We start from the raw sequence: 26263 nt of genomic DNA, 5'->3' as shown, positions 1-26263 counted from the left end.
ATCACCTATGGATGTAAGTACTTCAATTTCTATGCAAGCTGAAACTAAGACAGCTTCATATACACGCGTACCTAAAGTAATCAGTACATTTTTATGGCTACTGTTTTTAGGAACAGTCGCTGGACTCCTCGCTGATATCAATGCTATAAGCAGTGCAGTAGGAGAAGGCATATTCCGTTTTACAGGCTTTAGTCTGCTCATCTGGATGGTTGTAACTTTCTTTAGCGCTTTGGTAAGTAGCTTTGCGGTACATTACCTGCACGGCTTTAAGCACCATACCAGATTTATGGTATTGTGTGTGGGCTTTACGCTCTCTGTCATGTTACTAGTCGTTTCTGAACATGTGTTGCTATTGATCTTTAGTTGGCTGATTATGGGAATTTTTATGTCCCGATTAATCGGGATCAATTCAAGCTGGGGAGAAGCCCGGGAGGCATCAACATTTACGCAGCGCTACTTTTTTACAGGTAGCTTTTTTTTGGCGTTAGGTGTTTTACTCCTCTCATTTTATAGTGGTGCCTTTACCCTTACCGGACTCATCGCCAATTTACCAGAGATTCCGTACCCCATTTTATTGATAGCCGGTTTGTGTATCATCATGGGGGCTATCGTGCAATCTGCGATGTATCCTTTTCATCGTTGGTTACTTTCTGCCATGACTGCGCCCACACCTGCATCTGCCTTAATGCACGCGGGATTTGTTAATGGTGCCGGTATCCTTTTGGCTCTTTTTGCCAGTTTGTTATTTAGCGCCAATGTGATGACCGTATTGTTTATTATAGGAGGTCTTACCGCGATTATCGCACAGTTCACCAAACTGTTGCAGGTGAATGTAAAACAAAAATTAGCCTGTTCTACCATCGCACAAATGGGCTTTATGATCATGCAATGTGGTCTGGGCTTTTTTAACGCCGCAGTAGCTCATCTTATCCTGCACGGTTTTTATAAGGCGTATTTATTCCTAGCGAGTGGTGAGCAAATTGTACATTCTAATCCGCAACAACCGCCAAAAATTGAAATTAGAATTGTACAAGCGGTCATTGTAGGAGTTGCCGGTTTAGCAGGAGCCTTTTTATTCAACTTATGGACTGGGAAAGCCGTAGCACTGGATAGCGGAATCTTTTTAACCCTCATTGTCGCCATAACCGTGGGACAAGCTACTTACAATGTAGTGAAAGCAGGTGCGCTGACAATTCTTCAAAAAACTTTTGTAGCTCCTTTATTGTTTTTAGTGGGAATAGGCATTTACGCACTTATGTACAATGGAGTAACGCTTATGATGGCAGACATGCCAATGATTGCCAATCCTATACCCTTAACCGCTGTGCAGGTCATATTTGGAGTCATCTTTTTACTGGGATTCTTTATTATGAAGCTGGGAACCTATCGTAAGATTCCCTGGCTATACGTTAAACTTCTTAATCTTTCTCAACCTGGTGCAAACACGGTATTGCGCTATAAATCAACCAACTCATGAGTTATCATACTATTAAAACCGGCATTGAGGAGGCCTCAAATGTCATTGGGAAAACCTGGCCGTTATACTCTTTTGTGACGTCTAATCCGTTGGCGGGTTATGAGAAGCTTCCGTTTACTGAGGCAGTTTCAAATGCCAACAAGATGTTGAACGTGTCCATGTTTCCAAAAGCTTCGGTATATCGCGAAGCCTTAGAAACAGGTGAAATTAAGGAAAAGATTTTGGTTGAACTTTTAGCCGAAAACGGGTTTACTGAGCTTCCGCAGAACTACTTAAATCAATTGGAAGCGAATGAACCGGAAGAAGGAGAGAATCCATCCCACCAGTTGGATCGCATCATGGCGAAATGGCTTTCAGCATTTATGGACGAAGGTTTAGCAGAGTGGGAAATGCCGAGAAAGGAAGAAGGCTTTTTTACCGCATGGAGAGAGCTGGCTGCATTTGACAACGAACTGAAGATTTCACGCCTTAGAGAAATACCTAAAACTGCCGAAGAAACCTTAATCTTTGTACTTAAGGGAGTAGAAGAGAACGACTACAGCAGGATTTTTTGGCATCATTTAGCATCCTTACCAGGTTGGACGGGTTATATCAATTATCGAACCGCTTCGGGATCTGGATGGCAAAATGAATTCCCGATTAGCCTGGAAGAGTATCTCGCCGTACGTTTATTTATTGCAAAAAAATTAGACTTGAATTTTATTCCGAAAGAAAAGAATACTACTGATCAAAATACGTATCCGGCACTAGCGTACATTTGGCTAAAAGCATGGGAAAAAAGCTGGCAGGGAGAGCTGAAGCATACATTAAAAGATCAGGCTATTCACCTGAATGATATTTCGACTGCGGCAAAAACACCTGATGCGCAGATGGCCTTTTGTATTGATACCCGTTCAGAATTAATTCGACGTAATGTAGAGTCAAAGGGTAATTATGAAACCTTTGGGTATGCCGGATTCTTTGGGATCGCCATGGACTATGCTAATCCAGATGATGGGATTACCCGCAAATCTTGTCCGCCAATTGTAGGTTCTGCGTATACTGTAAGCGAAAGAGCTCAGGACAATAAAGCCAAAGTGGTACAAAAACACCATGCGAAGAATGCGCAGTGGAACTTTTTCCAGTACTTCTTAAAACGCATGAAGAATATGTTGCCTTCAGCCTTTGGCTATGTGGAGGGGACAGGAGTTTTCTACGGGATTGCGAGTATACTCCGCACCTTATTCCCGGGTTGGTCGTATCGCACGCTGCAGAAACAAACTTCTTCATATGAAACAGTCTGCGAACCGCACATGAATCTCGCTGAAGAAGCACATCAGCACAATCATGATATTCCGCTAACACAAAAAGTAGGCATTGTTAAATCTGCTTTTGACCTCACAGGGTGGAAAAATTTCGCACCCTTAGTACTTTTTGCAGGACACGGCAGTCACTCGGCCAATAATCCCTTTGGATCCAGTTTAGATTGTGGTGCTTGTGCGGCAAGCCCGGGGAAACACAATGCACGTATGTTGGCTAAGCTTGCCAATGAGCCACAGGTAAGAGACCTACTGGCAACAGATCATGGATATATGATTCCTAAAGAAACAATCTTTATCGGTGCACAGCATAATACCACTACTGATGAGATTGAGCTTTTTGACAGCCATGTTCCCGCGAGTCATCAGGATAGAGTAGCGCAATTAAAACGAGATTTGAAAAAGGCTCAGCAGACCGCCACTCAGGAACGCTTAGGGATTAAAAATGGTGTTCGCACGGCCCATCAAAAAGCCAATCACTGGGGAGAAACACGCCCGGAGTGGGGACTTGCTAAAAATGCCAGCTTTATCGTGGCTCCACGATCACTTACTAAAGAGGTGAATCTAGATGGTCGCTGCTTTTTACACTCGTATGACTGGGAGCATGATAAAAAGGGAAAAGCCCTGGAAGGAATCATGCAAGGACCTATGGTGGTTACTCAATGGATCAACAACCATTACTACTTCTCTACGGTGGACAATGATGCCTTTGGCGGCGGATCTAAAATCACGCATAACATCACAGGACGTTTTGGGGTAGTACAAGGAAATGGGGGAGACCTTAAGATGGGATTACCCTTGCAATCGGTCAGCCAAACCGATACTCAAGGCTACCACAAGCCGTTGAGACTTTCGGTACTGATCCATGCACCGGTGCAACGCATTTCAGAAATTCTGTTGCGCAACGAATCGCTTAAGACCTTGTTGGATAATGAATGGATCTACTTAATGGTCATGGATCCAAAGCAACAGAACGAAGTGTTTACCTACGGCAAAAACATGAATTGGGAAGGCGATACTCCTCCAATTAGTAAAACTAAAGTAATTAAAACCAAATCAGTACCTGAACTTGTAGATGCCTAAGGTTGAATTAGCCCAGTTAGAAAATTCCTCTTTGTAATAAAGAAGGAATTTTCTTTTTTATGAAAAATTCAGGAATCGATGCTATCTTAACAACTTATTGGAGTATCCTTATTCATGAGATGACAAATAATTGTACTCTTAACTAAATTAATATGAAGAGATTCTACCTTGGGGTGAGCTTAATATTACTATTGTCTCACACCATTAACGCTCAGGATTATATAGATCTGGTAAAATTTTCCTACAACAATACTACGTTTGATAATGGCGATAGTAATGCCGAAACCGAAGCAAGTAATACCTACTTAGAAGTATACGTTCCACTTCCCGTAACCAGCAAAACTGTAGTAATTGGTGGATTTACCTATGAAAATACCAGATTAGGTTTAAACTTTACGGACGACCGAAGTAACCTCATTATGACACGCCTAAATGCAGGTATAAAACGTGACCATGGCAATAAATGGAGCGGAACCTATATTGTATTGCCAAAATTAGCCTCAGATTTTGATGATCTGGGTTCTGAGGATTTTCAAATAGGAGGTCTGGCACTATTAGAAAAACGCTATTCCAGTAGCTACTCCCTTAAATTTGGAAGTTATTTTTCAACCGAAAATTTTGGAACCACGCTCACTCCGTTAGTAGGACTTTGGTATAAATCTGATAATGATAAATTCTATATTAATGCCGTATTACCTATACGAACAGACATTAAATATTCGTTTACAGAGGCTTTTGGTGTGGGCGCCAATTTAATTACCTCTATAAAATCCTATCATCTTACTCAAACGATCGACGATCTATATGTGCAAGAAGAATCTATACGATTTGCACTTTTTGCAGCGTATGGATTTTTTGATGATACATTAATTATACGAGGTAAAGCAGGATTAGATACCACAGATTTTGGTGTTTATAATCAAAATGATACGGTTGGATTGCAAATACTTACATTTCAAGTGGGAGGTGATGACCGCATACGCTTGAATTCAGAATTTGAAACTGCTCCTTTCTTTGGAATTGATCTTATTTTTCGAGGGTCACTTTAACGTTATACCACTATTTAGTTATAGGGACAAGATTTGAGATTTAATGTTAGGATGTGAATTGAAATTCGCGGTATTCCTTATGGACAGATTTGAAATCATTACCTAGTAATAGCCCTATTAAGCCTCCATTACTCCACATACCACTATCCTGTGCTGGACGCACAGGTGACTTAAATCAATCTTTTGTTCCGAAAAGCAATTCCGGAGCCTGATTTGAGATAGCGTTCAAAGTCGTATGCTTTTTGTTTTTCTAAGAAAAACGCGACGTGTACAAGTTCTACAGGAAGTTTATTTCTTGTAAAGCTTACTTCCCCGCGTTGATGCGCTTTGAGTCGTTGGCTAAGGTTTGCCGTGAACCCGGTATAATATTTCCCATTAGAGCATTTTAAAATGTATATAGCGTATGGAAGCGGTATCATTGTCATACCACAAAATAAGAAATTTAGATTAATTTCATCTGTGCATGTGTTGTGCTGAGTAACTACCATCCTCTTTCGCGTAAGGCTTCAGAGGATTGGATACCCTCTTTCGCGTAAAGCTTCAGAGGATTGGATACTCCCTTTCGCATAAAGCTTCAGAGGATTGGATACTCCCTTTCGCATAAAGCTTCAGAGAATTGGATACGGATTTACATATTGAGGGTATAGCAGTTTATTTAAATAAGAAGAAAAAAGTAGTGGACGGCGTCCACCGAAGCCCTGAACGGAATATATAAAAACACAAAAAATTTTGACTAGAATAAAAAAAGCCCTCTTTCGCATAAAGCTTCAGAGGATTGGATACGGATTTACATATTGAGGGTATAGCAGTTTATTTGAATAAGAAGAAAAAAGTAGTGGACGGCGTCCACCGAAGCTTGCAAATCGTGAATCTCTAAGTTAGCTGAAGTATTATATAAAAGAAAGCTTGCCGTCGCTCAAAATAGAGCTAAGGCAAGCGAAGGTGGAGTCGGAGGGGTTCGAACCCTCGTCCAAACAAGGTATTCAAGAGCTTTCTACACGCTTAGTTTTTTCTTGGGTTTTCGTGATGATCCTGGCAAAAAACAACCTAGACCATCCTTATTCTCACTTTGGGTTTCACCCTCACATCAAGACCCTGTGGGGGCTAGGTTTACTTTTACGAAGTCTCTATATCAGTCGCCGCAAACCAAGGCTGCTGAGAGACTTCCTGCTTGTTCGTCTTACGAACCGAGGCACATCCTACTATAATTCGGATTATGCAGCTAGGGCGTAGTTATTCTCGCCGTTTAAAAAGTGTGAAACATGAGATTTACGAACTGTGTTCCAGCGTTCGGCGTGCTTACCATTCAATACATCCTGCTGTCAAAACCAAGTCGACCCCGATTTTTTAGTGATGAGTTGAGATCGATGAGTTTTGAGTAATAAAGTTTGACTCTTAGAGCTGTGTGCTATATTTCTAAACTCTAAACTCTAAACTCTGAACTCTGAACTCTGAACTCTGAACTCTGAACTCTGAACTCTGAACTCTGAACTCTGAACTCTGAACTCTGAACTCTGAACTCTGAACTCTGAACTCTCTACTCTGAACTCTGAACTCTGAACTCTGAACTCTGAACTCTGATAAGAGTGTAAATGTACTACAAATAAGCTAAAAATATGCCAATTACTTCTTATTAATCGTAGCGCGATCGCTTAAGGTTTTTACTGTAACCTCAGGGCGTCCGTAAAGGTTGATCGTGGTTTTATCTTTTGCATAAACCGTCACATTGTCACTTACCAATACATTTACTTCACTTTTGTCTAAAGCCGTGAGCTGTGCAGTTTTCAGTTCAAAATCAGTTCCGTTATAATGGGTTCCTCCGGCGATGGTCAGGCTAACTTCGTTTGCTTTTCCCTCCATGTCAAATTCTGCCGACTCTTGTAAATTTATGGAACCTGTATCAATGTCCAGTTCTCCCTTTACATCACTGCGATCGGTAAGGTAAAAATCGATATTCTCTGCTTTGCCATCAACCTCAACTAAGCTATTATCCTTTAGATTAAGGTTAAATTGAGTAGTTTCTATATCTATTTCTATTTGACTGCCACCACTACCCGTCACAGATAGAAAATCTGTGGTAAGTAAGCCATCGCTTTCAAAGCGACTGTCATTTCTAAGGGAAATGTATTCTAAGTTTTGCGCAGTTAAATACACATTCAATTCTTTGCTTTTGGTAATACGTTGTGTAGTGTAAATACGTAAGACGCTATCGACCACTTTAAACTGCACCACGCTCACCAAATTTTCATCTGTGGTAAGTACATAGTTATCGGTAAAGCCTTGTTTCATTTTTACCTTAATATCATCACTGATTTCAACCGAGTTGAAGCTACCTTGAATGTTGTTGGACACGGTGACCACCTCTTTATTTCCTTCAATTTTGGCTTTTTTGGTACTCCCACAGCTCACTAGAAGTAAAATAGAAAAGAGCGCAAGTATAAATTTTTTCATGTGTTTTATTTTAGGTGAAGAATACGACAAATACCACCCTGCGGTACTTAAAGAAGTATTAAATTTTAGCGCATAGAAAATAATTCATAGCAGTAGGTTTTAGGTGTCTTTGAAAAACTGTATTTTTCGGTATTATTGAATACATCAACTTATGAGTAAACTTACCTTTGCCTTTATCAAAGAGCGTAAAAGTCCGCCAGACCGTCGCGTTGTCTGCACTCCGGCACAGTTACATGCAGCCGATAAGGAATTTAAGAACGCTGATTTTGTGGTAGAAGCTTCAGATATCCGGGTATTTTCAGATGAGCAGTACCGCGAAGAAGGCATAGACGTCGTAAGCGATGTATCTCAAGCAGAAGTCATGATAGGCGTGAAAGAAGTGCCGATTGAGGCACTGATTCCGAATAAAAAATACTTTTTCTTTAGCCATACCATTAAGAAACAGCCTTATAACAGGGATTTGTTAAAAGCCGTGTTAGAGAAAAACATCGAATTGTACGATCATGAAGTGATCACCAGAAAATCGGGTGCCCGGCTTATTGGTTTTGGAAGATACGCCGGGATTGTAGGAGCCTACAACGGGTTTAGAGCACTAGGTTTGCGGGAGAACTTGTTTGAGTTGCCGAAGGTAGAGCACTTGCCGGATTACGCCCAGGTCAAAAAGGAATTGAAGAAAATAGCACCTAAATTACCTCCTATCAATATTGCCATGACCGGAAGCGGAAAAGTAGCCGGCGGCATTAGGGAAGTATTGGAAGTGTTGCACGTGCATGAAGTAAAACCCAAAGAATTTTTACAATTACGCCAGTTTAAAAATACCCAAACGGTGTTTACGCGTTTACAGGTCACTGATTACTACATCAGAAAAGACGGATACGTTCCGACCAAGACCGAAGTATTTAATAATCCAGAACTACTGCACTCCAACTTTATGCGGTTTGCTAAGGTGGCCGATATGCTCATCACCGGACATTTTTATGGCGATGGCGCGCCTTATTTCTTTACGCGGGATGATGCAAAACACGAAGACTTTAACATTAACCTGATCGCCGATGTATCGTGTGATATTGACGGACCTATTGCCAGTACGTTACGTCCATCCACCATTGAAAATCCCTTTTATGGGTATGATCCACACACCGAAAAAGAGGTAGCTTACGATCAAAAAGGAGCGATTACAGTGATGGCAGTAGACAATTTACCCTGTGAATTGCCTAAGGATGCCAGCGAAGGATTTGGAGCGCTATTTTTAAAGCATGTGATTCCGGCATTTTTTAACGGAGATAAAAGCGGAGTTTTGGCGCGAGCAAAAATGACTGAAAAGGGTCAGCTCACAGAACGTTTTTCATATCTGCAGGATTTTGTGGAGGGGAGGGAGTAGCCGAAGCCATGTATCCAGTAAAAATCTTAGTCATAAGGAGCAAGAGCATTGCAAATCCTAGAATAAAAAACCAACCCATTTTATACTGAAATGGATGAAGTACTAGATTCAGTATATCTTGCAAGAGTACCAAAGGATTAACCAAAATATCCCACGAATTAAAACGAAGAAATCTCCCCAAATACACCCCAAAACTTACTAGAAAAGGTAACAGGTAAAAAAACAGGTTGAGCCATCTGGCTGAAGCATGCCTTTTAAAAACCAGTTTCATCTGTTGAACAGATAGCACATAAAGCCATATGCCTGTTAGTGCAAAGCTTACAATGACGCTTGCGTCTAAAATAAACTCTATGCTAAAAGGGGTACTCAATTGTAGGTGAATTAGATCCGTGAGAATATACGGTGCGTTAGGCAGAAACGCCAGCCAAACTAGTCCTAGTATGAGTGTCCTAAGTTTAGAGGCTTTTTCCCGATGCAAGAGGTAAGAACTTAGTACAAAGGGCACATAAGCGAGAATGAGATTCCACACTAAAAAGAGCAAAAAAAAGGAGTTTAGCAATTTAACTCTGAGTAAAAGAAGCACTGCACAGCATGCAGTTGCTGCGCTTAGCCGAGATAAAACGACGAAATGCGTATTAATGTAATTGCGTGTAATCATGTGTAACATGTTTATAAAGAACTAATGATACAACTGCTCCTAGTGAATAGGCGAGGAGATCGAAAACATCAAAGGTGTTTCCCAAGATAATTCGTAAAAGCTTATGATCACTCGTGAGATGCTGAGTGATTCCGGTATATTGAACGCATTCAACTGCCACGGCGAATATCCAAGCCACTCCTATACAGGGGTAACATCTATTTGGAAGAAATGTATGTAATGCGCAGATCATCAACATCACTACCAATACATCTCCCACAAAACCCCGAATAAACGGGTGGGTGACGAAAAGGGCAATGATCACTTCTAACACAAGTAGAAGGATAAACAAATAAAAAGAAGTAGGATTGAACCTCATTGGCTTAGAGATAAAAAGGACCTTAGCCTGGTAGTTGGCTAAGGTCCTGATCTATACGAAAGGATTAGGTGGTCCAGTCAATTTTACGTGAAACAAACATGACCAGTGCAAGGATAATAAACAAGCCTATGCTACCTACCAGTAAGGCATAATCTTCCAACTGGATAATCACATAGATAAAACTGTACAATGCCGTGAGGGAGCATAAGATAAACACGGGGAATTTGATGTTTTTTAAGATGCTCTTCGCATAAATGGTAATGAGGAGCACGACTGCAATCCCTGCGGTAATGTAGGCCTTCATAAACGAACTGTGCTCAGAGATGGACACCAGCAAGGTGTAGAACATAGTGAGTGCCAGTCCAATCATGAGGTATTGAAAGGGATGAATGGAAATGCCGCTCATGGTTTGAATTAAAAAGAACACTAAAAAGGTGAGCGCAATGACTAGAAATCCATATTTAGCAGAACGTTCACTCTTTTGATAATCATCTACCGGGACGAAAAAAGACACTCCAAACGCAAACTCATTGAGGTTGGGCAGGGTCTTAAAGAACTGTTGTTCAAACTGCCGATTGGTTTGAAAAACATTCCACGTAGCAGTAAACCCTTCGGGAGATACTACTTTTTGATCATTTTCTTCGGGTAGGAACGCACCTATAAAGCTTGGATCAGGCCAGTCGGAGCTCATGCTAACGTGCGTTTCTTTTCCGATAGGAATAAATTGAACGCGCTGACTGCCATTGGTCTGTAGCGTAAAGTTGAAGTTGACGGGTTTTTCCTTCGGAAGCATCTCTTCTTTCAGTGGGGAGCTTTCTAACTGCTGAAGAACAATCTCATTGTAGCGTATTTTATCCTGATGTTGATACTTAGGCGTAAAAAGTGTCTTAGCGTTGTTCAGCTCAAGCTCCACTTCGTTCTTGATGCCTTTTAAATTGGAGGTTTTTAAGATGACCGAAGCTTTATCCCACAGGATATCTTCTGGCTTGAGGTCTTTTGCCTTAAAATTGGGGATTCCAAACGATCCATACACCTCTAACACAGAGGAATATACCGTGGATTCAAAAATACCGTACTTCTTTTGTGTGGCGTCCACCTTAGCATCAATATTGAGCTTGTCTGGGAAAAAGTAACCGTAATTCAACTTAGAAATAATTTCTTTAATCGGAGTATTGTTAGAGGTGTAGCTTATTTTCTCGCTATAGGTATAATAGGGGACTTTTAAGATAGGCCCTTCAAATAAGAGTTCGCGTCCCCATTTTTCGTTGATCTCTCTCACAACCTCTTGTTTTCTAAGGGATCGTTCAAAAATTAATTCCTTGACAAAAGCCAAAGGAATAAGCAAAAGTAAGGTGAGTGCACCCACCATAAGTAGACGCGCAGTGATAGAGGTTTTAAGCCAGTTGACAAAACCGGATTTAGAAGAAGGGTATTGATTCATAAGTATAGATTTAAAGTACTTTGTTTTTCAAAGTAAAAGATTAAAAAAAAGGGTTAAGGTTTATGTATTAATTTTTCAATGGCTTCAATATGTTTTTTAAAGGCTTGTTTTCCTAAGCGTGTAGCCTTGTATTTGGTGTTTGGTTTTTTACCGATAAAGGATTTTTCTATCGTGATATAGTCTGCCGATTCTAAGGTCTTTGTATGGCTGGCCAGATTACCATCGGTTACATTGAGTAATTCCTTGAGTCGATTAAAATCGGCATCCTCATTCACCATCAAAATGGACATAATGCCCAGCCTGATGCGATGATCAAATAATTTATTAATGCCGTCTAATAATCCCATTAGTTCTTCTCTTGACGGTACATGATTGCCCCGTAAATGATATGAAATACACCAAAGCCTATAATCCAAAACCATAAGCCGTATCCCGGGTAAGCAGCACACACTAACCCGATAATAATTTGACCGTATCCCAAGTATTTTATAGTACCTAAGGTATATTTAGAAGCATTCACTAAGGCTAATCCATAGAATATAAGCATGAGGGAAGCCGTTAAGCCATACTGCTGACTTTGTAGTTTAATCAAAATATAGATTCCGCCGGTGACTAATGGAACCAGAAAATTAATCAGTAGACGCTTGGTGGTTGCGTTCCAAAATTTCTCGTTGTTTTTTTTGGCTTTTCTGCGGGTAAGTACATAAGCTGTTAGCACACTCAATCCTAATATACTAAACAACACCACGATCAGCATATCAAAACGCCAGCTGTTGATGATGAGGTAACCATCGTGGGGGAGCAGGTAAAAGAAGGCGATGGCCGCACCTAGGATGGCGTAAATCCCTGCCATGATGCCCGATAATCCGCTAAGGGATATAAAGCGGGAAGAGGAGTTCATCAACTCCTTAATTTCAGAAAGGTCTTCTAAATATTTATTTGACTCCATATCAAAGTGCTTTGAAATACAAAGTAAATATAAAATTCTCAGTCATACAAGTAAAAAAGAATAATAGTTATATTGGTTGACCATGAATCCGGCAGAAGAATACATCCTACGACAAGCAGAGCCGCATCGCAGTATGCTGTTGCATTTGCAGGTCATTATAGAACATACGGTTCCTCAGGCAGCGTTAAAATTTAAATGGAGCATTCCCTTTTATTTTCTCCATGATCAGATGTTTTGCTATCTCAACGTGCCGGCATCCAAGAAGTATGTGGATTTGGTGTTTGCAAAAGCCGATGAATTACCACTCTTTCATCCGTATCTGGAGAGAGATAAGCGTAAAAAAATGCGATCGCTGCGGTACACGCAGTTGGAAGAAATTAACGATGATGTGCTCATGAGCATTCTCACAGCTGCTAAAAAACTATATTAAAGTTTTTAAAATAATATAATTTTCGAATAAGATGCCTTTAAAATCTTTCTGCTGTTTTTTGACAATCTCATACTCTTTTGATATAAAGAAGGGTAGGGCGGTAATGCTCACATCAGAATGAATTTGAGCAGCACCTTTTTCTTTCGCTCTTGCTTAAATCACATCCACCAGCTGTTTTGCGATTCCTTTGCTTTGATGATCTTTATGCACAAAGAGCTTTTCAAAATAGTCGGTGCCTTTTAACGACGCAAAACCTACCAGTTTATTCTCATCAAACGCCAAATAGAATTCTTCGATCGTAAAAAAGTTTTGCAAGCGTTCAAGATCTTCTACGCTGGATGCCCAAACTTTTACCTGCTTTGCAGAATAGTCGTTCGCGTTTACGGTACGTACGGTTTGTTTGAATAATTCCTGTATTGCAGGAAGGTCTTGGAGATTTCCTCTACGAATAATCATGATTCATGGTGTAAGAAGATCTCTAAATATTTAATCTAACCTGTTTCGACAAGTTCTAAATGATATCAAGATCTTCATAGTCTTTGATTAGCATTGTCAGTCTGAGCCTGTCGAAGACGGCTGTGACGTGTTAAGATTACGGCGCTTCGACAAGCTCAGCGTGACACAATCTGTTACAAATTAATAACAGTTTCCCTCAATCTAACCAACCGCGTTAATAAGCCTTCGAGTAATGAAAGATCCAGCATGTTGGCTCCGTCACTTTTAGCATTCGCAGGATCAAAGTGTGTTTCCATAAAAAGACCATTTACGCCTGTGGCGATTCCGGCACGGCAGAGAGTCTCAATCATTTCAGGTCGGCCACCGGTGACTCCGCTGGATTGATTAGGTTGTTGTAAACTATGCGTGACATCCAAGACTACGGGAGCGTATTGCTTCATGGTTGGAACTCCTCTAAAATCAACGATCATATCCTGGTACCCAAACATGGTTCCGCGATCTGTAATCCACGCCTTGTCATTTCCACTATCCGTTACTTTTTTGACCGCGTGCTGCATGCTTTCGGGACTCATGAATTGTCCCTTCTTTAAGTTAACTACTTTACCGGTTTGAGCTGCTGCCACCACAAGATCGGTTTGACGAACCAAAAAGGCCGGAATCTGCAACACATCTACGTATGCAGCTGCTTTTGCAGCATCTTCGACTTCATGAATATCAGTCACGGTAGGAACATCAAAGGTGGTCGATACCTTTTGAAGAATTTTTAGCGCTTTTTCATCGCCTATCCCTGTAAAACTATCGATCCTGCTGCGATTGGCTTTTTTAAAACTCCCTTTAAAAACGTAAGGGATCTTCAACTCATCAGTGAGTTTTACAACTTTTTCGGCAATGCGAAGTGCCATCTCTTCGCCCTCAATGGCGCAGGGGCCGGCAAGAAGAAAAAAGTTGTTGGCGCTGGTGTGTTTCAGCTTCGGGATGTCTGCTAAATTCATAAGGATCAATTTCAATGGCAAAGATACATTTCTTGTCAGAACTTCACATGCGTGCAGAATCCTTTCGGCGCAAGCCAAATCAACTCGGCTAAAAATAGTATTTTAGACCCGTTAAGAACGCCACATGACCAAGAACATTCATACCAAAGATAATTTTACTCCGGCCGAAGTCGATCGAAGAACAAGCTTAGCCGGATTGCTTGAAGATTCGCCTATCCCACCAGAGGAGCTAATCGCAAATCTGGCGCTCTATATCCCCAAAACCGAATTTTCGCGCATGTTGTACATCCACGAATTGTACAAACAAATCCTTGATGTACACGGCGTCATCATGGAATTTGGCGTGCGCTGGGGGCAAAATATGGCACTGTATGAAACCTTTAGAGGCATTTATGAACCCTTTAACCGACTTAGAAAAATTGTGGGCTTTGATACGTTTGAAGGTTTTCCTTCAGTTCACGAAAAAGACGGAGATTCCAGCATTGTAAAAGAAGGCGGATATAACGTGACGAAGGGATACGAAGATTACCTAAAGCAAGTAATGAACGTGCGGGAGCAGGAGGGCGTTACTTCACCGCTGGATCGGCACGAACTGGTTAAAGGCGATGCCTCAAAAACCATTCACGATTACTTGCAGCGAAATCCACAAACCGTCATTTCACTCGCATATTTTGACTTTGATATCTATGAACCCAACAAAGAATGTCTGCAGGCCATTAAGCCGTATTTGACCAAGGGCAGCATCGTAGCGTTTGATGAAATCAACCATGAGGATTTTCCAGGTGAAACGGTTGCCCTGCGTGAAGTCTTTGGCTTGGATCGCTATAAATTGGTACATACTCCATACAGCGCAGCGCGGTGTTATTTAGTGATCGACTAGTGCAAGAAGACCGCTTTCATATCGAGTATTACTCCCCTAAAAAGCAAGCCGAATGGGACGCGTTTTGCGAAAATTCTAATCAGCAAAGCTTTCTTTTTAAACGTGACTTTATGGAATATCACGCTGATCGGTTTACAGACGCATCGGTGATGATCTATGCTAAAGGGAAGTTGGTGGGGCTACTGCTGGCAAATAGCCGGGAGGACGCGATCCACAGCCACCAGGGATTGAGTTACGGCGGATTTATCGTTAAGCCGATTATCAAAACACTGGACATGCTGGCGATGGTGAACGCTACGCTGAAGTTTTACGCTGAACGCGGAAAAAGACAGCTCCAGATTAAAACCTTACCATCCATTTATCGCAGCAAACCAACGGAAGCCGAAGCATTGGCCTTAGCTATGCTGAAGGGAACCATCACGAGAACAGATTCCTATTATATCATCGACTTAGCTGAAGGCTACCAACCCAACCGAAACCGAAAACGCGCCTTAAAGAAGGCAGAAGCGTCTGGATTAAAATTAGTTTCAGGATGTTTTGAGCCCTTTTGGAACAAGGTGCTTATTCCCAATTTAACCGAGAGATTTGGAGTCAAGCCGGTACATAGCCTAGCTGAAATTGAATTGTTAGCGAAACGTTTCCCAAAACAGATACACTGCTATGGAGCTTTTCTCAATGACGAAATTAAAGCAGGGGTCGTGATTTTTGAAACTAAACATGTGGCTCATTTTCAATACAGCTCTGGCACAGATTCCCGAAACGAGGATGGAGCACTTGATGTTCTGTTTGATGCGATAATTAAAAAATATCTTCGCAAAAAATACATCAGTTTTGGAAGTTCTTCAGAAGGAAACGGCACGATTCTAAACGAAGGCTTAGTGTATTGGAAAGAAAGTTTTGGTGCCGTTCCGCTTACGCAGCATTTTTATTCAATTCTCTTATCTAATCTGTCATCATGATCGCACGGTTACTTCATGCATACGGTTATGTTATAGTAGGTATGGTCTATATCGCCTTGCTACTGAGTTATTTTTATACCCAGGATCGTATCGAATATGCGAACGGCCAAGGAATGGATGGCGTAAAATATTTTACCACCACCTTACAGATGATGGAGAGCCAACCCATTGTAAATAAGGCCCCTTACGTCTATCGACTTGTTCCTCCATATTTAGCGGCGCAACTGCCGTTTGGAATACTCGATAATTTTTTAATCATCAATTGGATTGCGACCTTGATGAGTTGCTTGCTCTTATTTGGCTACGCTAAAGTAATGCTGAAAAATGCGGTACCTGCATTTTTGATCACGCTCTATTTTATGCTGCATTGGAGCGGATACTTGCGATTATACACCTACTATCCTGCGAATTGCGATACGGTGGCTATGGTGTTTATTATGTTAAGCCTGATTATGCTTAGACTACTCCACCAAGGCTTTACCTGGTGGAAATATCTTTTGTTCTGTATTATTTTATTTGTTGGTGTATTTACCAGAGAGTTTATTGCCTTTTTTGCATTTGGCGTATTGCTTATGAATCAGCCCATTCAATATAACGACGGAATTTTCAAGGTTCGCAAAATAAGGTTGATACGTCAGGTGGGTTTAACGGCCGTTTCTTTCGGGATCGGACTTATAGGAGTGTATATCACACACCAACTGGTCACGGCGCTACCGGATCAAGCCAGCAAATACGGTTTTTTACGCACGATCTACATCACCATGCACAGCAAATCCATCTTTATGCTGATCACGGCTTATTTTTATGTGTTTGGGGTGTTGTGGATTCCATTGATATACTTTTATAAGACTACGCTAGACTTCTTTAAATCTCAAAAATATCTAATCCCTTTATCCTTACTATCTATAGTGATCGCCTGGTTTGGGGGAGGGGATACAGAACGTTTTATCATTTGGTTTTTACCCATTACATTTTTAGTGATCGCACGTGTTTGGATGACGCACTGGAAAACCTTAAAATCTGCGTGGATTTTAATCCCGACATTGATTTCACTGCTCTTTACTACGCGGGTCTTTTTGGACATTCCGCAGGCTTTGGTAAAGGATACCGATATGACTGCGCTTCCGTTTTTTACGGTAGTACAAAATCAAGATTTTGTGGATTTACTTTCTTACGCAGGGCAAAAGGAGATTATTACGGCTACACTAGTTCAATACCTGGCACTATCTGCGTATATGGTGTTTATGCTTCAGCGAAAGCGAAAAGAGAAGCTGATAATATTTGAGCAATAAGAGCTATAGAATATAGAGCGCAGATCGTTATAATGATTGAGCTAATTTAAAATAACCAATAACCAATAACCAATAACCAATAACGATTAACGATACTCCGGATTTTCAAAGCCCCAGCGTGATCCATCGCTCCAGGCTTCTTTAGAGTTTCCGTAAGCGGGATATCCACCTTGTTCTTTTAGCATCTTCGCCAAATGCAGCATGTTATACGTCATAAAGGTGGTGTTACGGTTGGTAAACGCATTGTTTTTCGCATCAGTCTCTTCGTCTAAATAACTGGGACCGGGGCCTATCTCTCCAATCCATCCGCAATCAGCTTGCGGCGGAATTGAATATCCCACGTGTTGCAAGGCGTATAAAATTCCCATCGCACAGTGCTTAACCCCATCTTCATTTCCCGTGATGACACAACCGCCTACTTTACCGTAAAAAATGTATTGTCCTTTGTCGTTTGTTTTTCCGCTCATTGCATAGAGGCGTTCAATGAGTTTTTGAGCCTCACTTGATTTTTCACCCAGCCAGATGGGCGTACCCATCACCAGAATATCTGCTGCCATGATTTTTTCAAATAGTTTGGGCCATTCATCTGTTGTAGCACCGTGTTGGGTCATGTCTGGTTGAACTCCGGTAGCGACCTCATAATCTACTAAACGTAAGGTTTCTACCTGTACGCCTTCCTTTTTCATAATGTTGATGGACACGTCCATAAGGCCGCGGGTATGACTTTGGCGCGGAGACTTTTTTAAGGTACAATTAATATACAGGGCAGAAAGTGAGGTGAAATCGGGTTGGTTTTTCATTTAGATGTAGTGTATTTATCGTTGACCCTTTTAAAGCAAGGATAAGGGGAGTAATCTTTTGGATTCGGCGTTCTTTGGTGGCTTGCTGCTTCGCCTCCCTAATGTAGGTGCTGTATTCGCGTTGTTTTCCCGGAGTAAGTTGGTTGAAGGCGTTAGCTAAATTTGGGTGTTGTTGAAAGGCTTCTTTCAATTCTAATGGGATAACCACGTTCTTACTGGTGGCTTTGGATGGAAGCACTTTCCCTTCTATTTGAAGTTGAATGGCTTCGCGAATGTACGGCATGATGACTGATTCATTGATCTGATCCGCATTGGTAAAACGCATTTGGCGTAGTGCTTTTGTTTTTCCTTCTTGGGCATTTACTAAAAGGTTTTCCGGATCAGAAAGAAAGACTCCGTTAAAGAACCATAGTCCAAAGTGACGTTTAAAATCCCCCAAACCCAGTATATTTTTTTCATTCAAGGTATACACCGGAAAATTCCATTTCCACGTTTCGGTAAGTTCTGTTTGGTGTAAAAGACTCCGGAGCTGTAATACACCTTCTAAAAAAGGACGATCTCCTTTAAAAAATGCGTTTAATTTTTCCTGCTTGGTCACATTGAATCTATTTAGTTAAGAAATATCGCCAAAAAATCTCTAAAACGCCGTTAAAAAGGTGAATTTCGTTTAGAAACGAACTATTTTGAAGAAAATTTTCAACTATGGAGAACGATATAAGCTGGATAGAAAAAGATACGTTTGCGTCTAAAACAAGCAGAGGATTCATCGCGGGTATTGCCGGAGGTCTAGCGGGTACTGCCGTTAAAATGTTGATCGAACGCGTACTGCCGGTTCGCCGACCCAATACAAGGTCTGCTCAAGAAAAATTAGTAGATTCGATTAGTGAGACCATCACCGGGGATAAGCTAAGTGATACGAATAAAGAACTGGCCGCTCAATTGGTCAACTTACCCTTTGCTGCCAGTATAGGCGCCTCTTACGGGTACGCTAAAAGAGAAAAACCCGAATTTAATGCGATGGAAGGTGCCTTTCTTGGAGCCTCTACCTGGGTAGGTACCCACGAAGTATCTCTGCCAGCATTGGATTTAAAGAATAGTCCTGATGAAATTCCGTTAAAATATCAAGCTAGTGAACTTCTAGCCCACGTAGCTTTTGGAATCACGACCGAATTGGTACGAAGCTTTGTGATGCAAAAGTTGGAAGAGTAGTTTTCCTATGCCCTTCTCTCCTTAGAAGAAGGAGTCTTTATAAACTTCTTTTGTGTTTATCACATCAGTTAACTACTTGAAATTGTTTTTGATCCTTTTTACAGCGATTGTTTTTTCAGTCTCAAAATTTTCATTAATTAAAGTTGGAAAGTATGTTGGAATAGAGATATTCTAACCATCTAACCCCTCTCAGGATACCACTCACAACTTACCACAGTAATCTCATCGCTATCTTCATGCACCAGTTGCGCAAATTTATCGGTATCGTATAGGCCATCTTTCCCGCGATAATGATAGGGATAAACTTTTTTAGGTTTAAAATCCAATACTGCCTCCGCGGCAGATTCGACCGTCATGGTATACGGTAAATTCATACACACAAACGCCACATCAATATCCTTAAGATTCTGCATTTCTTCAGTCGGACCGGTATCACCAGAAATATATACGCGCTTACCATCCCGTTCAATCACGTAACCATTCCACTTTCCTTTGGGATGAAAATTTTTAGCTTCCTCCCGCACATTATACATGGCGACCGCTTCAATTTTAATGCTCTTGAGGGTTGTGGTATCCCCATTATTCATGACGTGTACCTTTGCCATATAATTATCCTTTAACTGTTCAGAAACATGTTTTGGCATGACCATGGTAGTCTTATCGGTAGTTACCGCTCCTAACACCTTTTGATCAAAATGGTCTCCGTGTGCATGGGTCACCAACACCATATCTGGTTTTGGGTATTTATCGTATTGCTCCACATCTCCCACCGGATCCACATAAATCGTAGTGTCATCCCACATCAATACCATGGAGGCATGTGAAATAGGATAAATTCTAAGGTTTCCTTCCACAGATTCTTTCATTTTTTCAGAGGACGTTGAATTCTCTTTAGCAGAGGTTTCAGCAGTTTTAGAAGTTTCTGCGGTGGTATTTTCTTCGGAAGAAGCTTGGTTCTCTTTACAGCTAGAGATCATGACAACAGCAGCCAATGCAAATACGATTTTTTTCATGGGTTAGATTATTTCTCTGAAAAATACAAACTCCGCGTGAAGATGTACGTTAAGGAGTTCTTAAGGTGTCCCAGTCATATAAAATGATTTTTGTTACCACATATCAGTCAAATTTGGTATAATATATTATTTAGTAAAGCCTAAATATTCGGCTTGATCCTTAAACTCAATTTGCTTACCTGTGGTCATCTGTACATAATTTCTAATAAAAAATAAACCTGTTCTAAATATATCTTCCTTATGATTTTTATCATTAAACCCACTGCTGAAGTATTCATATTCTGTCGTAGCATGAGAAATTCGAGTTAAATCACTTACGTATTTAGTGTCATCTTTATTCACATTCTTCATAATAGGAATAGTCAAAAATCCATCAGACATTGACCATACGATATCAATAAAATTCTTTATCTGATTATCTAATATTTCCTCTAAATGATTTTTTGGAAGAGATCTACGATTTATTTCCAAAGAAACTATGCCATAAAGGGGAGCCAAATATGCACTTACTCCATTTGGAGATATCATTTTTTCTTCGCGAACTTTTGATTTTAGCCCTTCTTTATAGTTATCTAGCACTTCTTTAGATCTCAAAAGGTGATCAATTGCTTTTTTAATTGATTTTTTGGTTAAGGTTCTTTTCACTTCTATAACTCCACAAACCGACTCCACAGGAACGATTTGTATATCAGAAAATCCGAATTTGTAGAGTGGAGGATTTCTATTATCAACTATAATGATATCATGCTGAATTAAGTTATTATCACCTTCTAAATTTTTCGTGTCAGTTATATAGCCGCTAACGACACCATATCCATGCGGAATATGTTTTTTTATTATTCCCTAAATATAGGATTCAATTAGTGTTCCAGAAGACTTTAACTCACCATTAAATGAATTATTCTTTGCTTGAAGTAGTATACTTGATTGTTCAATAATTAGCTGCAATTCCTTGTCGTATACATTTTGATGTTTATCTATTTTTCTCATTTCTTAAATTAAACTCCTAGCTTTTCCAATAAAATAACTATTCTCTTAATTTGACTTTTAATTAGTATTATCACAGTTTTTCCAGAGGAGTCACCTCAAACTTTTCTATATCCCAATTGGCTCTTTTCGCTCCGGCGTGATAACTGGATTCTAAAAAAGCAAGTAAGGTGGCTTTAGGATCTTTTTCTTTCAATAAATCATCATAGCGGTAAAATGCCATAGGGCTGCCGTTGCTGTCGATCCAGTTCGCTTCTTTAGGGTGTAAAGGTTCTTGGTCGATTCCATTGGGTGAGGGATAGGTGTAAGCATAAAATGCAGGTTCCCTTACCTCATCATCTCCTGCCCAAAAGCCAAAGCTAATGCATTCATGCGAGTAGGCATCTTTGTCAGACAAGCGGGCATTTTGATCCATCTTCGGCGCTTCTTTCCCGTTAAATCGAGTTATAGCTAAATCCATGTGGTGCCAGTACAATTGTACCGGGCAGGTCTTACCGTTGAACCGACCGCTAAATTCTGAAAAGACAGTATCCACCCAACGCATGGCTTCCCAAAACTTCTTGATGTAGGTCGCATCAAAATGATGGTAGGCCGTGATTTCATTAAATGCAGAAGTCACTCCCATATCAAAGGGTTCCTGGATAATTTCTGGCTGAATATCCAGTGTGTGCAGGCTTTCTAAAAACTGTGTGTAAAAGGCTTTGATGGGTAATCCATCCGTTAGAGGTATAACTTTAGTGGCACCCTTGCTGGTGGTAATCTCAACCTCCATGTCCAACACATTAACCTCTATGGTGAAGGTATGATAGCCGCCGTCATAGGGAATCGCAGAGGTGGTAAAACCCTTGCTGGAGATATAATGCGTGATATACCACCAATGATTTTTACGCGGAGTCATCTTTAATCGAACCTTCCCAATGATCTGAAAAATAAGGTGAAGGGATATTTTGCTTTTTTTCCATTCTTCTAAGGGGAGTTGAGGTAAATTATTCATAGCTTTCAACATTAAGAGGTATACTTCTGCGCAGTTAGCTCAGCGATTTTCACGATTACTTCGACTGCTTTTTGCATGCTTTCTACCGGAACATACTCATAACGCCCGTGAAAATTATGTCCACCGGCAAAAATATTGGGGCAGGGTAGGCCCATATAACTGAGTTGAGAACCATCTGTTCCGCCGCGAATGGGTTTGATGATTGGCATGATGCCTACTTCCTTCATCGCTTCTTCGGCAATGTCGACTATGTGCATCACCGGCTCCACCTTTTCTCGCATATTGAAATATTGATCTTCTATCTCAACTGAGATAGCATCTGTCTCGTACTGAGCATTAAGATCTGCCACCAGTTTCTCCATGATCTCTTTTCTGGCTTCAAAATGAGCCTTGTCGTGATCTCGAATAATATATTCTAAGTTAGTTTCTTCTACACTGCCTTTAATATCATGTAGGTGAAAAAATCCCTGGCGACCTTCAGTATGTTCTGGCGTTTCCAGCCGTGGTAAAGAATTAATAAAGTCGGTTGCCATATACATGCTATTAATGAGCTTACCTTTGGCATAGCCGGGATGAACTATTTTTCCCTTAATAGTGACCACAGCTCCAGCGGCATTAAAATTTTCATATTCCAGTTCGCCGATTTGACTGCCGTCTATGGTATAGGCCCATTCTGCGCCAAATTTTTCAACATCAAAGTGATGTGCACCCCGGCCTATTTCTTCGTCTGGTGTAAAGCCTATTTTTAGGTCTCCGTGTTTAATTTCAGGATGAGAAATAAGGTATTTGACAGCTTCCATGATCTCTGTAATCCCTGCTTTATCATCAGCTCCTAATAATGTTGTTCCATCAGTAGTGATAAGCGTCTGTCCTTTGTACAATTTTAAATCAGAAAAGTAATCTGGTGAGAGTACAATCTCTTCGGCTTCATTTAAGATGATGTCTTCGCCGTCGTAATCTTTATGAATTTGGGGATTGATGTTCGTACCGGTATAATCAGGGGTAGTATCATAATGCGAAATAAACCCTATGGCGGGTACATCATGATCCACATTACCGGGTAGGGTTGCCATCACGTAGGCCTTCTCATCAATACTCACATCACTTAAACCAAATTCTTTTAGCTGTTGAACTAAGAGATTTGCCATATCCCATTGTTTAGGAGTGCTGGGAGTGGTTTTACTTTTAGGGTCAGACTGAGAATCGACGGTTACGTACGAGATAAAGCGTTTAATGAGGTCGTTTTTGTTTGTCATGTATAGGTCTTAAAAGCTTAAAAATACAATCTTGACCTGCTATTCACCAAGAAATTTGCATGCAACTTTGCCAAGCCTTAGAGGATACGTTATTTTTGTGATCTACAAACCAGTACACATGTATAGATCGCTTGTTCGCCCTGCACTTTTTAGATTTGACCCAGAAAAAGTTCATTATTTCACGTTTTTGTGGATTAAGAAGCTAAGTAATATTCCGGGATTTTTATCACTTGTAGGAAAACGATATGTAATCCATGATAAACGACTTGAGCGAAACGTATTTGGATTAACATTTCCTAACCCGGTTGGGCTAGCAGCCGGTTTTGATAAGGATGCTAAATTGTACAAGGAACTAAGTGACTTTGGTTTTGGTTTTATTGAAATAGGTACCATTACTCCAAAAGCTCAAGAGGGCAATCCAAAGAAAAGATTATTTCGACTCAAAAGGGATCAAGCCATTATCAATCGCATGGGGTTCAATAATGAAGGAATGGAAGCGGCTGTAGCCAGGCTGAAAAAAAATAAGGGTAAGGTGCTTATTGGCGGAAATATAGGAAAAAACAAAACTACGCCTAACTCCGAAGCCACTCAAGATTATCTGTTGTGCTTTGAAGCTTTATTTGACCACGTGGATTATTTTGTAGTGAATGTGAGCTCTCCCAATACTCCCGGATTGAGGGAGCTACAAGACAAGGAGCCGTTGACTAAGTTACTCAAGACTTTGATGAAAGAAAACAGCACGAAATCTACCCCAAAGCCGATTTTGCTTAAAATTGCACCAGATTTAAGCAATGAACAGCTACTAGACATTATTGATATTGTAAACGATGCTGAAATCCACGGAGTCATTGCGACGAACACCACCATTTCAAGAGAAAACCTGACTGACAAGCATAAAACGGAAACCGGCGGACTTAGTGGAAAACCCTTAACTAATCGTGCCACAGAGGTCATTAAGTTTTTAGCCGAAAAAAGTAATCATGCTTTCCCTATTATTGGTGTTGGCGGAATCATGAGCGCGCAAGATGCACTGGATAAATTAGACGCAGGTGCGAGTCTGGTGCAGTTGTATACAGGTTTTATTTATGAAGGTCCCAAACTTGTGCGAGATATCAATAAAGCCATCTTAGCGAATTACTAATTTTTGCGTGATGGACTGATCGCCGGAAGCGACTTTGATTAAATATACTCCCGAAGCCAATGAAGAGATATCCATTGTTGTATTTTCTTTATTAGAGAATATGCTCATTACTTCTTGACCTAATACCGAAAAGAATGTAATTTCATGGGATGTAGCTTCGGCAGTAGAAACAGTGATTTTATCTGTCGCAGGATTAGGAAAAAGATCAACTGAAAATTTCTCGGTTATGGATGGAGTTGAAAGTACTTCCGCCAAGGAAAATGTTATTGTTCCCATCTTTTCTTGCGAAAAGGGCATTACGCCTTGTAGCGAAGAAATAGGTTGAGCAGGATTTGTATTACTGTTGCCCGACGTGTAATCTACCCCGTCATCTGTTCCGGCATCGTAGGGAAAGAGATCTATCACAATTTCATCCCTCCAGTTACCGGTATCATCCAGTAAGTTTACACTACTAACCGCGATAATCCAGTCTGGACTTGGAGCAATCATAGAAAGCAGTGAGATGTGAGAGAATTCTTGTGTAAGGGTAACGTTGGTTAAGGTAACCTGACCACTTGATGTGGATATTGCTCCCCCGTCTAATGCCTCCAGTGCGGTTCCTTCGGTTATAGCCTGATTAACTTCATTAAAAAATACATTGTTTGATCCAAGTTCAGCCACGTCCTCAACCCCTGGGCTTGCCATTTCTCCCATTTCCACAAAAGTGATGTTATCATCATGTATTGCACCTACAAGATTTGACCAATGCGCATTACCCGGCAGACTTCCACTTGTATGAGGGTGAGTAGACTGGCTCCAGGTACTGGTAAAAGTAATGTCGTAAGAAGCATCTTGCGCAAAAATTCCAAGTGTAAGTAATCCAAAAATGAGAGGTAGAAGTGTTTTCATAGTTACTTATTTTATAGATAGTCGATTTTGGGTAAATAAACTTACACTAAATTGGAGAAGATATTGTTTTTTTAGAGTTTTGATCTTCAATGGTAGAAATCCTATTTTCTTTTTGTTTTGCCACCACGGTGCTGGCACTTTCTCCGGGACCAGATAACATTTATGTTCTGCTTCAAAGTATTACCCATGGCACTAAATACGGGCTGGCGACTGTATACGGGTTAATATCTGGCTGTATTTTCCATACTACGCTCATCGCTTTTGGGGTTTCCGCATTAATAAAAGCAAACGATTCTATTTATATAGGGTTAAAGATCATAGGAGCATGTTATTTACTGTATTTAGCGTATAACGTATACACATCTTCTGCTCAGATTGAACTAAATGAAGACGCTGTTCCTAAAAAAACAACTCGGCAATTATTTAAACAGGGTGTTTTAATGAACATTCTAAACCCTAAAGTATCCTTATTTTTCTTGGCTTTTTTTCCGGGTTTTTTATTTAGTGAATCGCTGTCTAAAGTGCTTCAGTTTTATGTACTGGGCGGATTGTTCATGCTCGTATCGCTGATCATATTTTCTACCATAGCTGTATTATCAGGATCAATTTCTTCGGCCTTAAGAGAAAAAAAGAATCTAGGAGTAATGCTCAAATGGCTTCAAATTGTCGTGTTTGTGGGTATAGCGGTGTTTATTTTGGTGGGGTAGAGGCCTCACCCCAGTCCCTCTCCCGATCGGAGAGGAGAGCATAAAGCCAACAATTTTTAATTGAACTCAAAAATAAATTCCTCTCCCTTTGGGAGAGATTAGGTAAGGGCATTT

Annotated in this window: 27 protein-coding genes and 1 other RNA gene; 11 read left to right on the top strand and 17 right to left on the bottom strand. The window is 40.6% G+C overall.

The window, feature by feature from the left end:
- The first annotated feature begins 7 nt into the window (after nt 1-7).
- From ABD000_RS11450 to ABD000_RS11440, 3 genes are all read left to right on the top strand, one after another.
- A complete protein-coding gene (locus tag ABD000_RS11450; RefSeq protein ID WP_343767604.1) occupies nt 8-1477 on the top strand; it encodes a proton-conducting transporter transmembrane domain-containing protein in 1470 nt (489 codons plus the stop codon).
- Entirely contained in the window at nt 1474-3858 is a 2385-nt protein-coding gene (locus ABD000_RS11445; protein ID WP_343767601.1) for a DUF2309 domain-containing protein, read from the top strand. Before ABD000_RS11450 ends, ABD000_RS11445 begins: the two co-directional genes overlap by 4 nt.
- A gap of 152 nt (nt 3859-4010) precedes the next feature.
- Complete coding sequence (locus ABD000_RS11440) at nt 4011-4907, top strand: hypothetical protein (RefSeq protein ID WP_343767599.1); 897 nt, start codon at nt 4011-4013, stop codon at nt 4905-4907.
- A 170-nt stretch (nt 4908-5077) separates the two neighbouring features.
- Here the strand turns inward: ABD000_RS11440 and ABD000_RS11435 are convergent, their stop codons facing one another.
- From ABD000_RS11435 to ABD000_RS11425, 3 genes are all read right to left on the bottom strand, one after another.
- Complete coding sequence (locus ABD000_RS11435; protein ID WP_343768880.1) at nt 5078-5326, bottom strand: GIY-YIG nuclease family protein; 249 nt, start codon at nt 5324-5326, stop codon at nt 5078-5080.
- Nucleotides 5327-5847: 521 nt separating this feature from the next.
- Nucleotides 5848-6248: a transfer-messenger RNA gene (ssrA, locus tag ABD000_RS11430) on the bottom strand.
- A 282-nt stretch (nt 6249-6530) separates the two neighbouring features.
- Nucleotides 6531-7358, bottom strand: coding sequence for a GIN domain-containing protein (locus ABD000_RS11425; protein WP_343767597.1), 828 nt, complete (start codon nt 7356-7358; stop codon nt 6531-6533).
- Between the two features lie 151 nt (nt 7359-7509).
- On the opposite strand from ABD000_RS11425, the gene ABD000_RS11420 reads away from it, so the two are divergent.
- Nucleotides 7510-8739, top strand: coding sequence for an NAD(P)-dependent oxidoreductase (locus tag ABD000_RS11420; protein WP_343767595.1), 1230 nt, complete (start codon nt 7510-7512; stop codon nt 8737-8739).
- On the opposite strand, the gene ABD000_RS14055 is transcribed toward ABD000_RS11420, so the two are convergent.
- From ABD000_RS14055 to ABD000_RS11400, 5 genes are all read right to left on the bottom strand, one after another.
- On the bottom strand, nt 8690-9397 hold the full coding sequence (locus ABD000_RS14055; protein ID WP_425545363.1) for a DUF1361 domain-containing protein: 708 nt from the start codon (nt 9395-9397) through the stop codon (nt 8690-8692). The genes ABD000_RS11420 and ABD000_RS14055 overlap by 50 nt on opposite strands.
- The gene (locus ABD000_RS11415; protein ID WP_343767592.1) at nt 9375-9755 is read right to left on the bottom strand and encodes a ribosomal maturation YjgA family protein; all 381 of its coding nucleotides are present in this window, start codon (nt 9753-9755) and stop codon (nt 9375-9377) included. Before ABD000_RS11415 ends, ABD000_RS14055 begins: the two co-directional genes overlap by 23 nt.
- Before the next feature lie 64 nt (nt 9756-9819).
- On the bottom strand, nt 9820-11196 hold the full coding sequence (gene creD / locus ABD000_RS11410; RefSeq protein WP_343767589.1) for a cell envelope integrity protein CreD: 1377 nt from the start codon (nt 11194-11196) through the stop codon (nt 9820-9822).
- 53 nt (nt 11197-11249) lie between these two features.
- Nucleotides 11250-11543, bottom strand: coding sequence for a winged helix-turn-helix domain-containing protein (locus ABD000_RS11405; protein ID WP_343767586.1), 294 nt, complete (start codon nt 11541-11543; stop codon nt 11250-11252).
- Nucleotides 11543-12145, bottom strand: coding sequence for a hypothetical protein (locus tag ABD000_RS11400; protein WP_343767583.1), 603 nt, complete (start codon nt 12143-12145; stop codon nt 11543-11545). Before ABD000_RS11400 ends, ABD000_RS11405 begins: the two co-directional genes overlap by 1 nt.
- Nucleotides 12146-12227: 82 nt before the next feature.
- On the opposite strand from ABD000_RS11400, the gene ABD000_RS11395 reads away from it, so the two are divergent.
- Nucleotides 12228-12575 (top strand): DUF1801 domain-containing protein, encoded by a 348-nt coding sequence (locus tag ABD000_RS11395; RefSeq protein WP_343767580.1) that lies wholly within the window; start codon nt 12228-12230, stop codon nt 12573-12575.
- 153 nt (nt 12576-12728) lie between these two features.
- On the opposite strand, the gene ABD000_RS11390 is transcribed toward ABD000_RS11395, so the two are convergent.
- On the bottom strand, nt 12729-13031 hold the full coding sequence (locus ABD000_RS11390) for a GNAT family N-acetyltransferase (protein ID WP_343767577.1): 303 nt from the start codon (nt 13029-13031) through the stop codon (nt 12729-12731).
- A gap of 173 nt (nt 13032-13204) precedes the next feature.
- A complete protein-coding gene (gene kdsA / locus ABD000_RS11385; protein WP_343767573.1) occupies nt 13205-14023 on the bottom strand; it encodes a 3-deoxy-8-phosphooctulonate synthase in 819 nt (272 codons plus the stop codon).
- A gap of 124 nt (nt 14024-14147) precedes the next feature.
- Between kdsA and ABD000_RS11380 the strand changes: the two genes are divergently transcribed.
- From ABD000_RS11380 to ABD000_RS11370, 3 genes are all read left to right on the top strand, one after another.
- The gene (locus ABD000_RS11380; RefSeq protein ID WP_343767571.1) at nt 14148-14903 is read left to right on the top strand and encodes a TylF/MycF/NovP-related O-methyltransferase; all 756 of its coding nucleotides are present in this window, start codon (nt 14148-14150) and stop codon (nt 14901-14903) included.
- Nucleotides 14904-15013: 110 nt separating this feature from the next.
- Nucleotides 15014-15862: a GNAT family N-acetyltransferase gene (locus tag ABD000_RS11375; RefSeq protein WP_343767568.1), complete on the top strand. Its 849-nt coding sequence runs from the start codon at nt 15014-15016 to the stop codon at nt 15860-15862.
- Nucleotides 15859-17154 (top strand): hypothetical protein, encoded by a 1296-nt coding sequence (locus tag ABD000_RS11370; protein WP_343767565.1) that lies wholly within the window; start codon nt 15859-15861, stop codon nt 17152-17154. Before ABD000_RS11375 ends, ABD000_RS11370 begins: the two co-directional genes overlap by 4 nt.
- An 86-nt stretch (nt 17155-17240) precedes the next feature.
- Here the strand turns inward: ABD000_RS11370 and ABD000_RS11365 are convergent, their stop codons facing one another.
- Both ABD000_RS11365 and ABD000_RS11360 read right to left on the bottom strand, forming a co-directional pair.
- Nucleotides 17241-17954 carry a flavodoxin family protein gene (locus tag ABD000_RS11365; protein WP_343767562.1) on the bottom strand — a complete coding sequence of 238 codons (714 nt, stop codon included), beginning with the start codon at nt 17952-17954 and terminating at the stop codon, nt 17241-17243.
- Nucleotides 17908-18552 carry a YdeI/OmpD-associated family protein gene (locus ABD000_RS11360; RefSeq protein WP_343767559.1) on the bottom strand — a complete coding sequence of 215 codons (645 nt, stop codon included), beginning with the start codon at nt 18550-18552 and terminating at the stop codon, nt 17908-17910. The genes ABD000_RS11365 and ABD000_RS11360 overlap by 47 nt, the downstream gene beginning before the upstream one ends.
- Before the next feature lie 104 nt (nt 18553-18656).
- Here ABD000_RS11360 and ABD000_RS11355 point away from each other — a divergent pair, with 104 nt between their 5' ends.
- A complete protein-coding gene (locus ABD000_RS11355; RefSeq protein WP_343767556.1) occupies nt 18657-19163 on the top strand; it encodes a DUF1440 domain-containing protein in 507 nt (168 codons plus the stop codon).
- A gap of 179 nt (nt 19164-19342) precedes the next feature.
- Here the strand turns inward: ABD000_RS11355 and ABD000_RS11350 are convergent, their stop codons facing one another.
- The 4 genes from ABD000_RS11350 to pepT all read right to left on the bottom strand — a co-directional run bounded on the left by ABD000_RS11350 (nt 19343) and on the right by pepT (nt 23413).
- Nucleotides 19343-20176, bottom strand: a complete 834-nt coding sequence (locus ABD000_RS11350; protein WP_343767554.1) for an MBL fold metallo-hydrolase — start codon at nt 20174-20176, stop codon at nt 19343-19345.
- A 126-nt stretch (nt 20177-20302) separates the two neighbouring features.
- Nucleotides 20303-21013, bottom strand: coding sequence for a DUF6602 domain-containing protein (locus tag ABD000_RS11345; protein WP_343768878.1), 711 nt, complete (start codon nt 21011-21013; stop codon nt 20303-20305).
- Nucleotides 21014-21236: 223 nt separating this feature from the next.
- The gene (locus ABD000_RS11340) at nt 21237-22157 is read right to left on the bottom strand and encodes a DUF5996 family protein (protein WP_343767552.1); all 921 of its coding nucleotides are present in this window, start codon (nt 22155-22157) and stop codon (nt 21237-21239) included.
- An 11-nt stretch (nt 22158-22168) separates the two neighbouring features.
- Nucleotides 22169-23413, bottom strand: a complete 1245-nt coding sequence (pepT, locus tag ABD000_RS11335) for a peptidase T (RefSeq protein ID WP_343767550.1) — start codon at nt 23411-23413, stop codon at nt 22169-22171.
- A 118-nt stretch (nt 23414-23531) separates the two neighbouring features.
- Here pepT and ABD000_RS11330 point away from each other — a divergent pair, with 118 nt between their 5' ends.
- Entirely contained in the window at nt 23532-24554 is a 1023-nt protein-coding gene (locus ABD000_RS11330; protein ID WP_343767547.1) for a quinone-dependent dihydroorotate dehydrogenase, read from the top strand.
- On the opposite strand, the gene ABD000_RS11325 is transcribed toward ABD000_RS11330, so the two are convergent.
- Nucleotides 24540-25442 (bottom strand): T9SS type A sorting domain-containing protein, encoded by a 903-nt coding sequence (locus ABD000_RS11325; protein WP_343767544.1) that lies wholly within the window; start codon nt 25440-25442, stop codon nt 24540-24542. The genes ABD000_RS11330 and ABD000_RS11325 overlap by 15 nt on opposite strands.
- Nucleotides 25443-25531: 89 nt before the next feature.
- On the opposite strand from ABD000_RS11325, the gene ABD000_RS11320 reads away from it, so the two are divergent.
- Nucleotides 25532-26149 (top strand): LysE family translocator, encoded by a 618-nt coding sequence (locus ABD000_RS11320; RefSeq protein WP_343767541.1) that lies wholly within the window; start codon nt 25532-25534, stop codon nt 26147-26149.
- Nucleotides 26150-26263: the final 114 nt, after the last annotated feature.

Origin of the sequence: Gangjinia marincola (assembly GCF_039523415.1) — a bacterium.
GTDB lineage: Bacteria > Bacteroidota > Bacteroidia > Flavobacteriales > Flavobacteriaceae > Gangjinia > Gangjinia marincola.
The sequence above is the reverse complement of the archived record's forward strand: the minus strand, read 5'-3'. Positions and strand labels throughout refer to the sequence as shown.

What these genes read in the sequence shown, in the direction of transcription:
- ABD000_RS11320 (WP_343767541.1), top strand. Translation starts at nt 25,532, where the DNA reads ATGGTAGAAATCCTATTTTCTTTTTGTTTTGCCACCACGGTGCTGGCA.
- ABD000_RS11405 (WP_343767586.1), bottom strand. Translation starts at nt 11,543, where the DNA reads ATGGGATTATTAGACGGCATTAATAAATTATTTGATCATCGCATCAGG.
- kdsA (WP_343767573.1), bottom strand. Translation starts at nt 14,023, where the DNA reads ATGAATTTAGCAGACATCCCGAAGCTGAAACACACCAGCGCCAACAAC.
- ABD000_RS11425 (WP_343767597.1), bottom strand. Translation starts at nt 7,358, where the DNA reads ATGAAAAAATTTATACTTGCGCTCTTTTCTATTTTACTTCTAGTGAGC.
- ABD000_RS11325 (WP_343767544.1), bottom strand. Translation starts at nt 25,442, where the DNA reads ATGAAAACACTTCTACCTCTCATTTTTGGATTACTTACACTTGGAATT.
- ABD000_RS11400 (WP_343767583.1), bottom strand. Translation starts at nt 12,145, where the DNA reads ATGGAGTCAAATAAATATTTAGAAGACCTTTCTGAAATTAAGGAGTTG.
- ABD000_RS11395 (WP_343767580.1), top strand. Translation starts at nt 12,228, where the DNA reads ATGAATCCGGCAGAAGAATACATCCTACGACAAGCAGAGCCGCATCGC.
- ABD000_RS11350 (WP_343767554.1), bottom strand. Translation starts at nt 20,176, where the DNA reads ATGAAAAAAATCGTATTTGCATTGGCTGCTGTTGTCATGATCTCTAGC.
- ABD000_RS11370 (WP_343767565.1), top strand. Translation starts at nt 15,859, where the DNA reads ATGATCGCACGGTTACTTCATGCATACGGTTATGTTATAGTAGGTATG.
- ABD000_RS11450 (WP_343767604.1), top strand. Translation starts at nt 8, where the DNA reads ATGGATGTAAGTACTTCAATTTCTATGCAAGCTGAAACTAAGACAGCT.
- ABD000_RS11380 (WP_343767571.1), top strand. Translation starts at nt 14,148, where the DNA reads ATGACCAAGAACATTCATACCAAAGATAATTTTACTCCGGCCGAAGTC.
- ABD000_RS11365 (WP_343767562.1), bottom strand. Translation starts at nt 17,954, where the DNA reads ATGAAAAACCAACCCGATTTCACCTCACTTTCTGCCCTGTATATTAAT.
- ABD000_RS11440 (WP_343767599.1), top strand. Translation starts at nt 4,011, where the DNA reads ATGAAGAGATTCTACCTTGGGGTGAGCTTAATATTACTATTGTCTCAC.
- ABD000_RS14055 (WP_425545363.1), bottom strand. Translation starts at nt 9,397, where the DNA reads ATGATTACACGCAATTACATTAATACGCATTTCGTCGTTTTATCTCGG.
- ABD000_RS11340 (WP_343767552.1), bottom strand. Translation starts at nt 22,157, where the DNA reads ATGAATAATTTACCTCAACTCCCCTTAGAAGAATGGAAAAAAAGCAAA.
- ABD000_RS11415 (WP_343767592.1), bottom strand. Translation starts at nt 9,755, where the DNA reads ATGAGGTTCAATCCTACTTCTTTTTATTTGTTTATCCTTCTACTTGTG.
- ABD000_RS11390 (WP_343767577.1), bottom strand. Translation starts at nt 13,031, where the DNA reads ATGATTATTCGTAGAGGAAATCTCCAAGACCTTCCTGCAATACAGGAA.
- creD (WP_343767589.1), bottom strand. Translation starts at nt 11,196, where the DNA reads ATGAATCAATACCCTTCTTCTAAATCCGGTTTTGTCAACTGGCTTAAA.
- ABD000_RS11435 (WP_343768880.1), bottom strand. Translation starts at nt 5,326, where the DNA reads ATGATACCGCTTCCATACGCTATATACATTTTAAAATGCTCTAATGGG.
- ABD000_RS11445 (WP_343767601.1), top strand. Translation starts at nt 1,474, where the DNA reads ATGAGTTATCATACTATTAAAACCGGCATTGAGGAGGCCTCAAATGTC.
- ABD000_RS11375 (WP_343767568.1), top strand. Translation starts at nt 15,014, where the DNA reads ATGGAATATCACGCTGATCGGTTTACAGACGCATCGGTGATGATCTAT.
- ABD000_RS11330 (WP_343767547.1), top strand. Translation starts at nt 23,532, where the DNA reads ATGTATAGATCGCTTGTTCGCCCTGCACTTTTTAGATTTGACCCAGAA.
- ABD000_RS11420 (WP_343767595.1), top strand. Translation starts at nt 7,510, where the DNA reads ATGAGTAAACTTACCTTTGCCTTTATCAAAGAGCGTAAAAGTCCGCCA.
- ABD000_RS11355 (WP_343767556.1), top strand. Translation starts at nt 18,657, where the DNA reads ATGGAGAACGATATAAGCTGGATAGAAAAAGATACGTTTGCGTCTAAA.
- pepT (WP_343767550.1), bottom strand. Translation starts at nt 23,413, where the DNA reads ATGACAAACAAAAACGACCTCATTAAACGCTTTATCTCGTACGTAACC.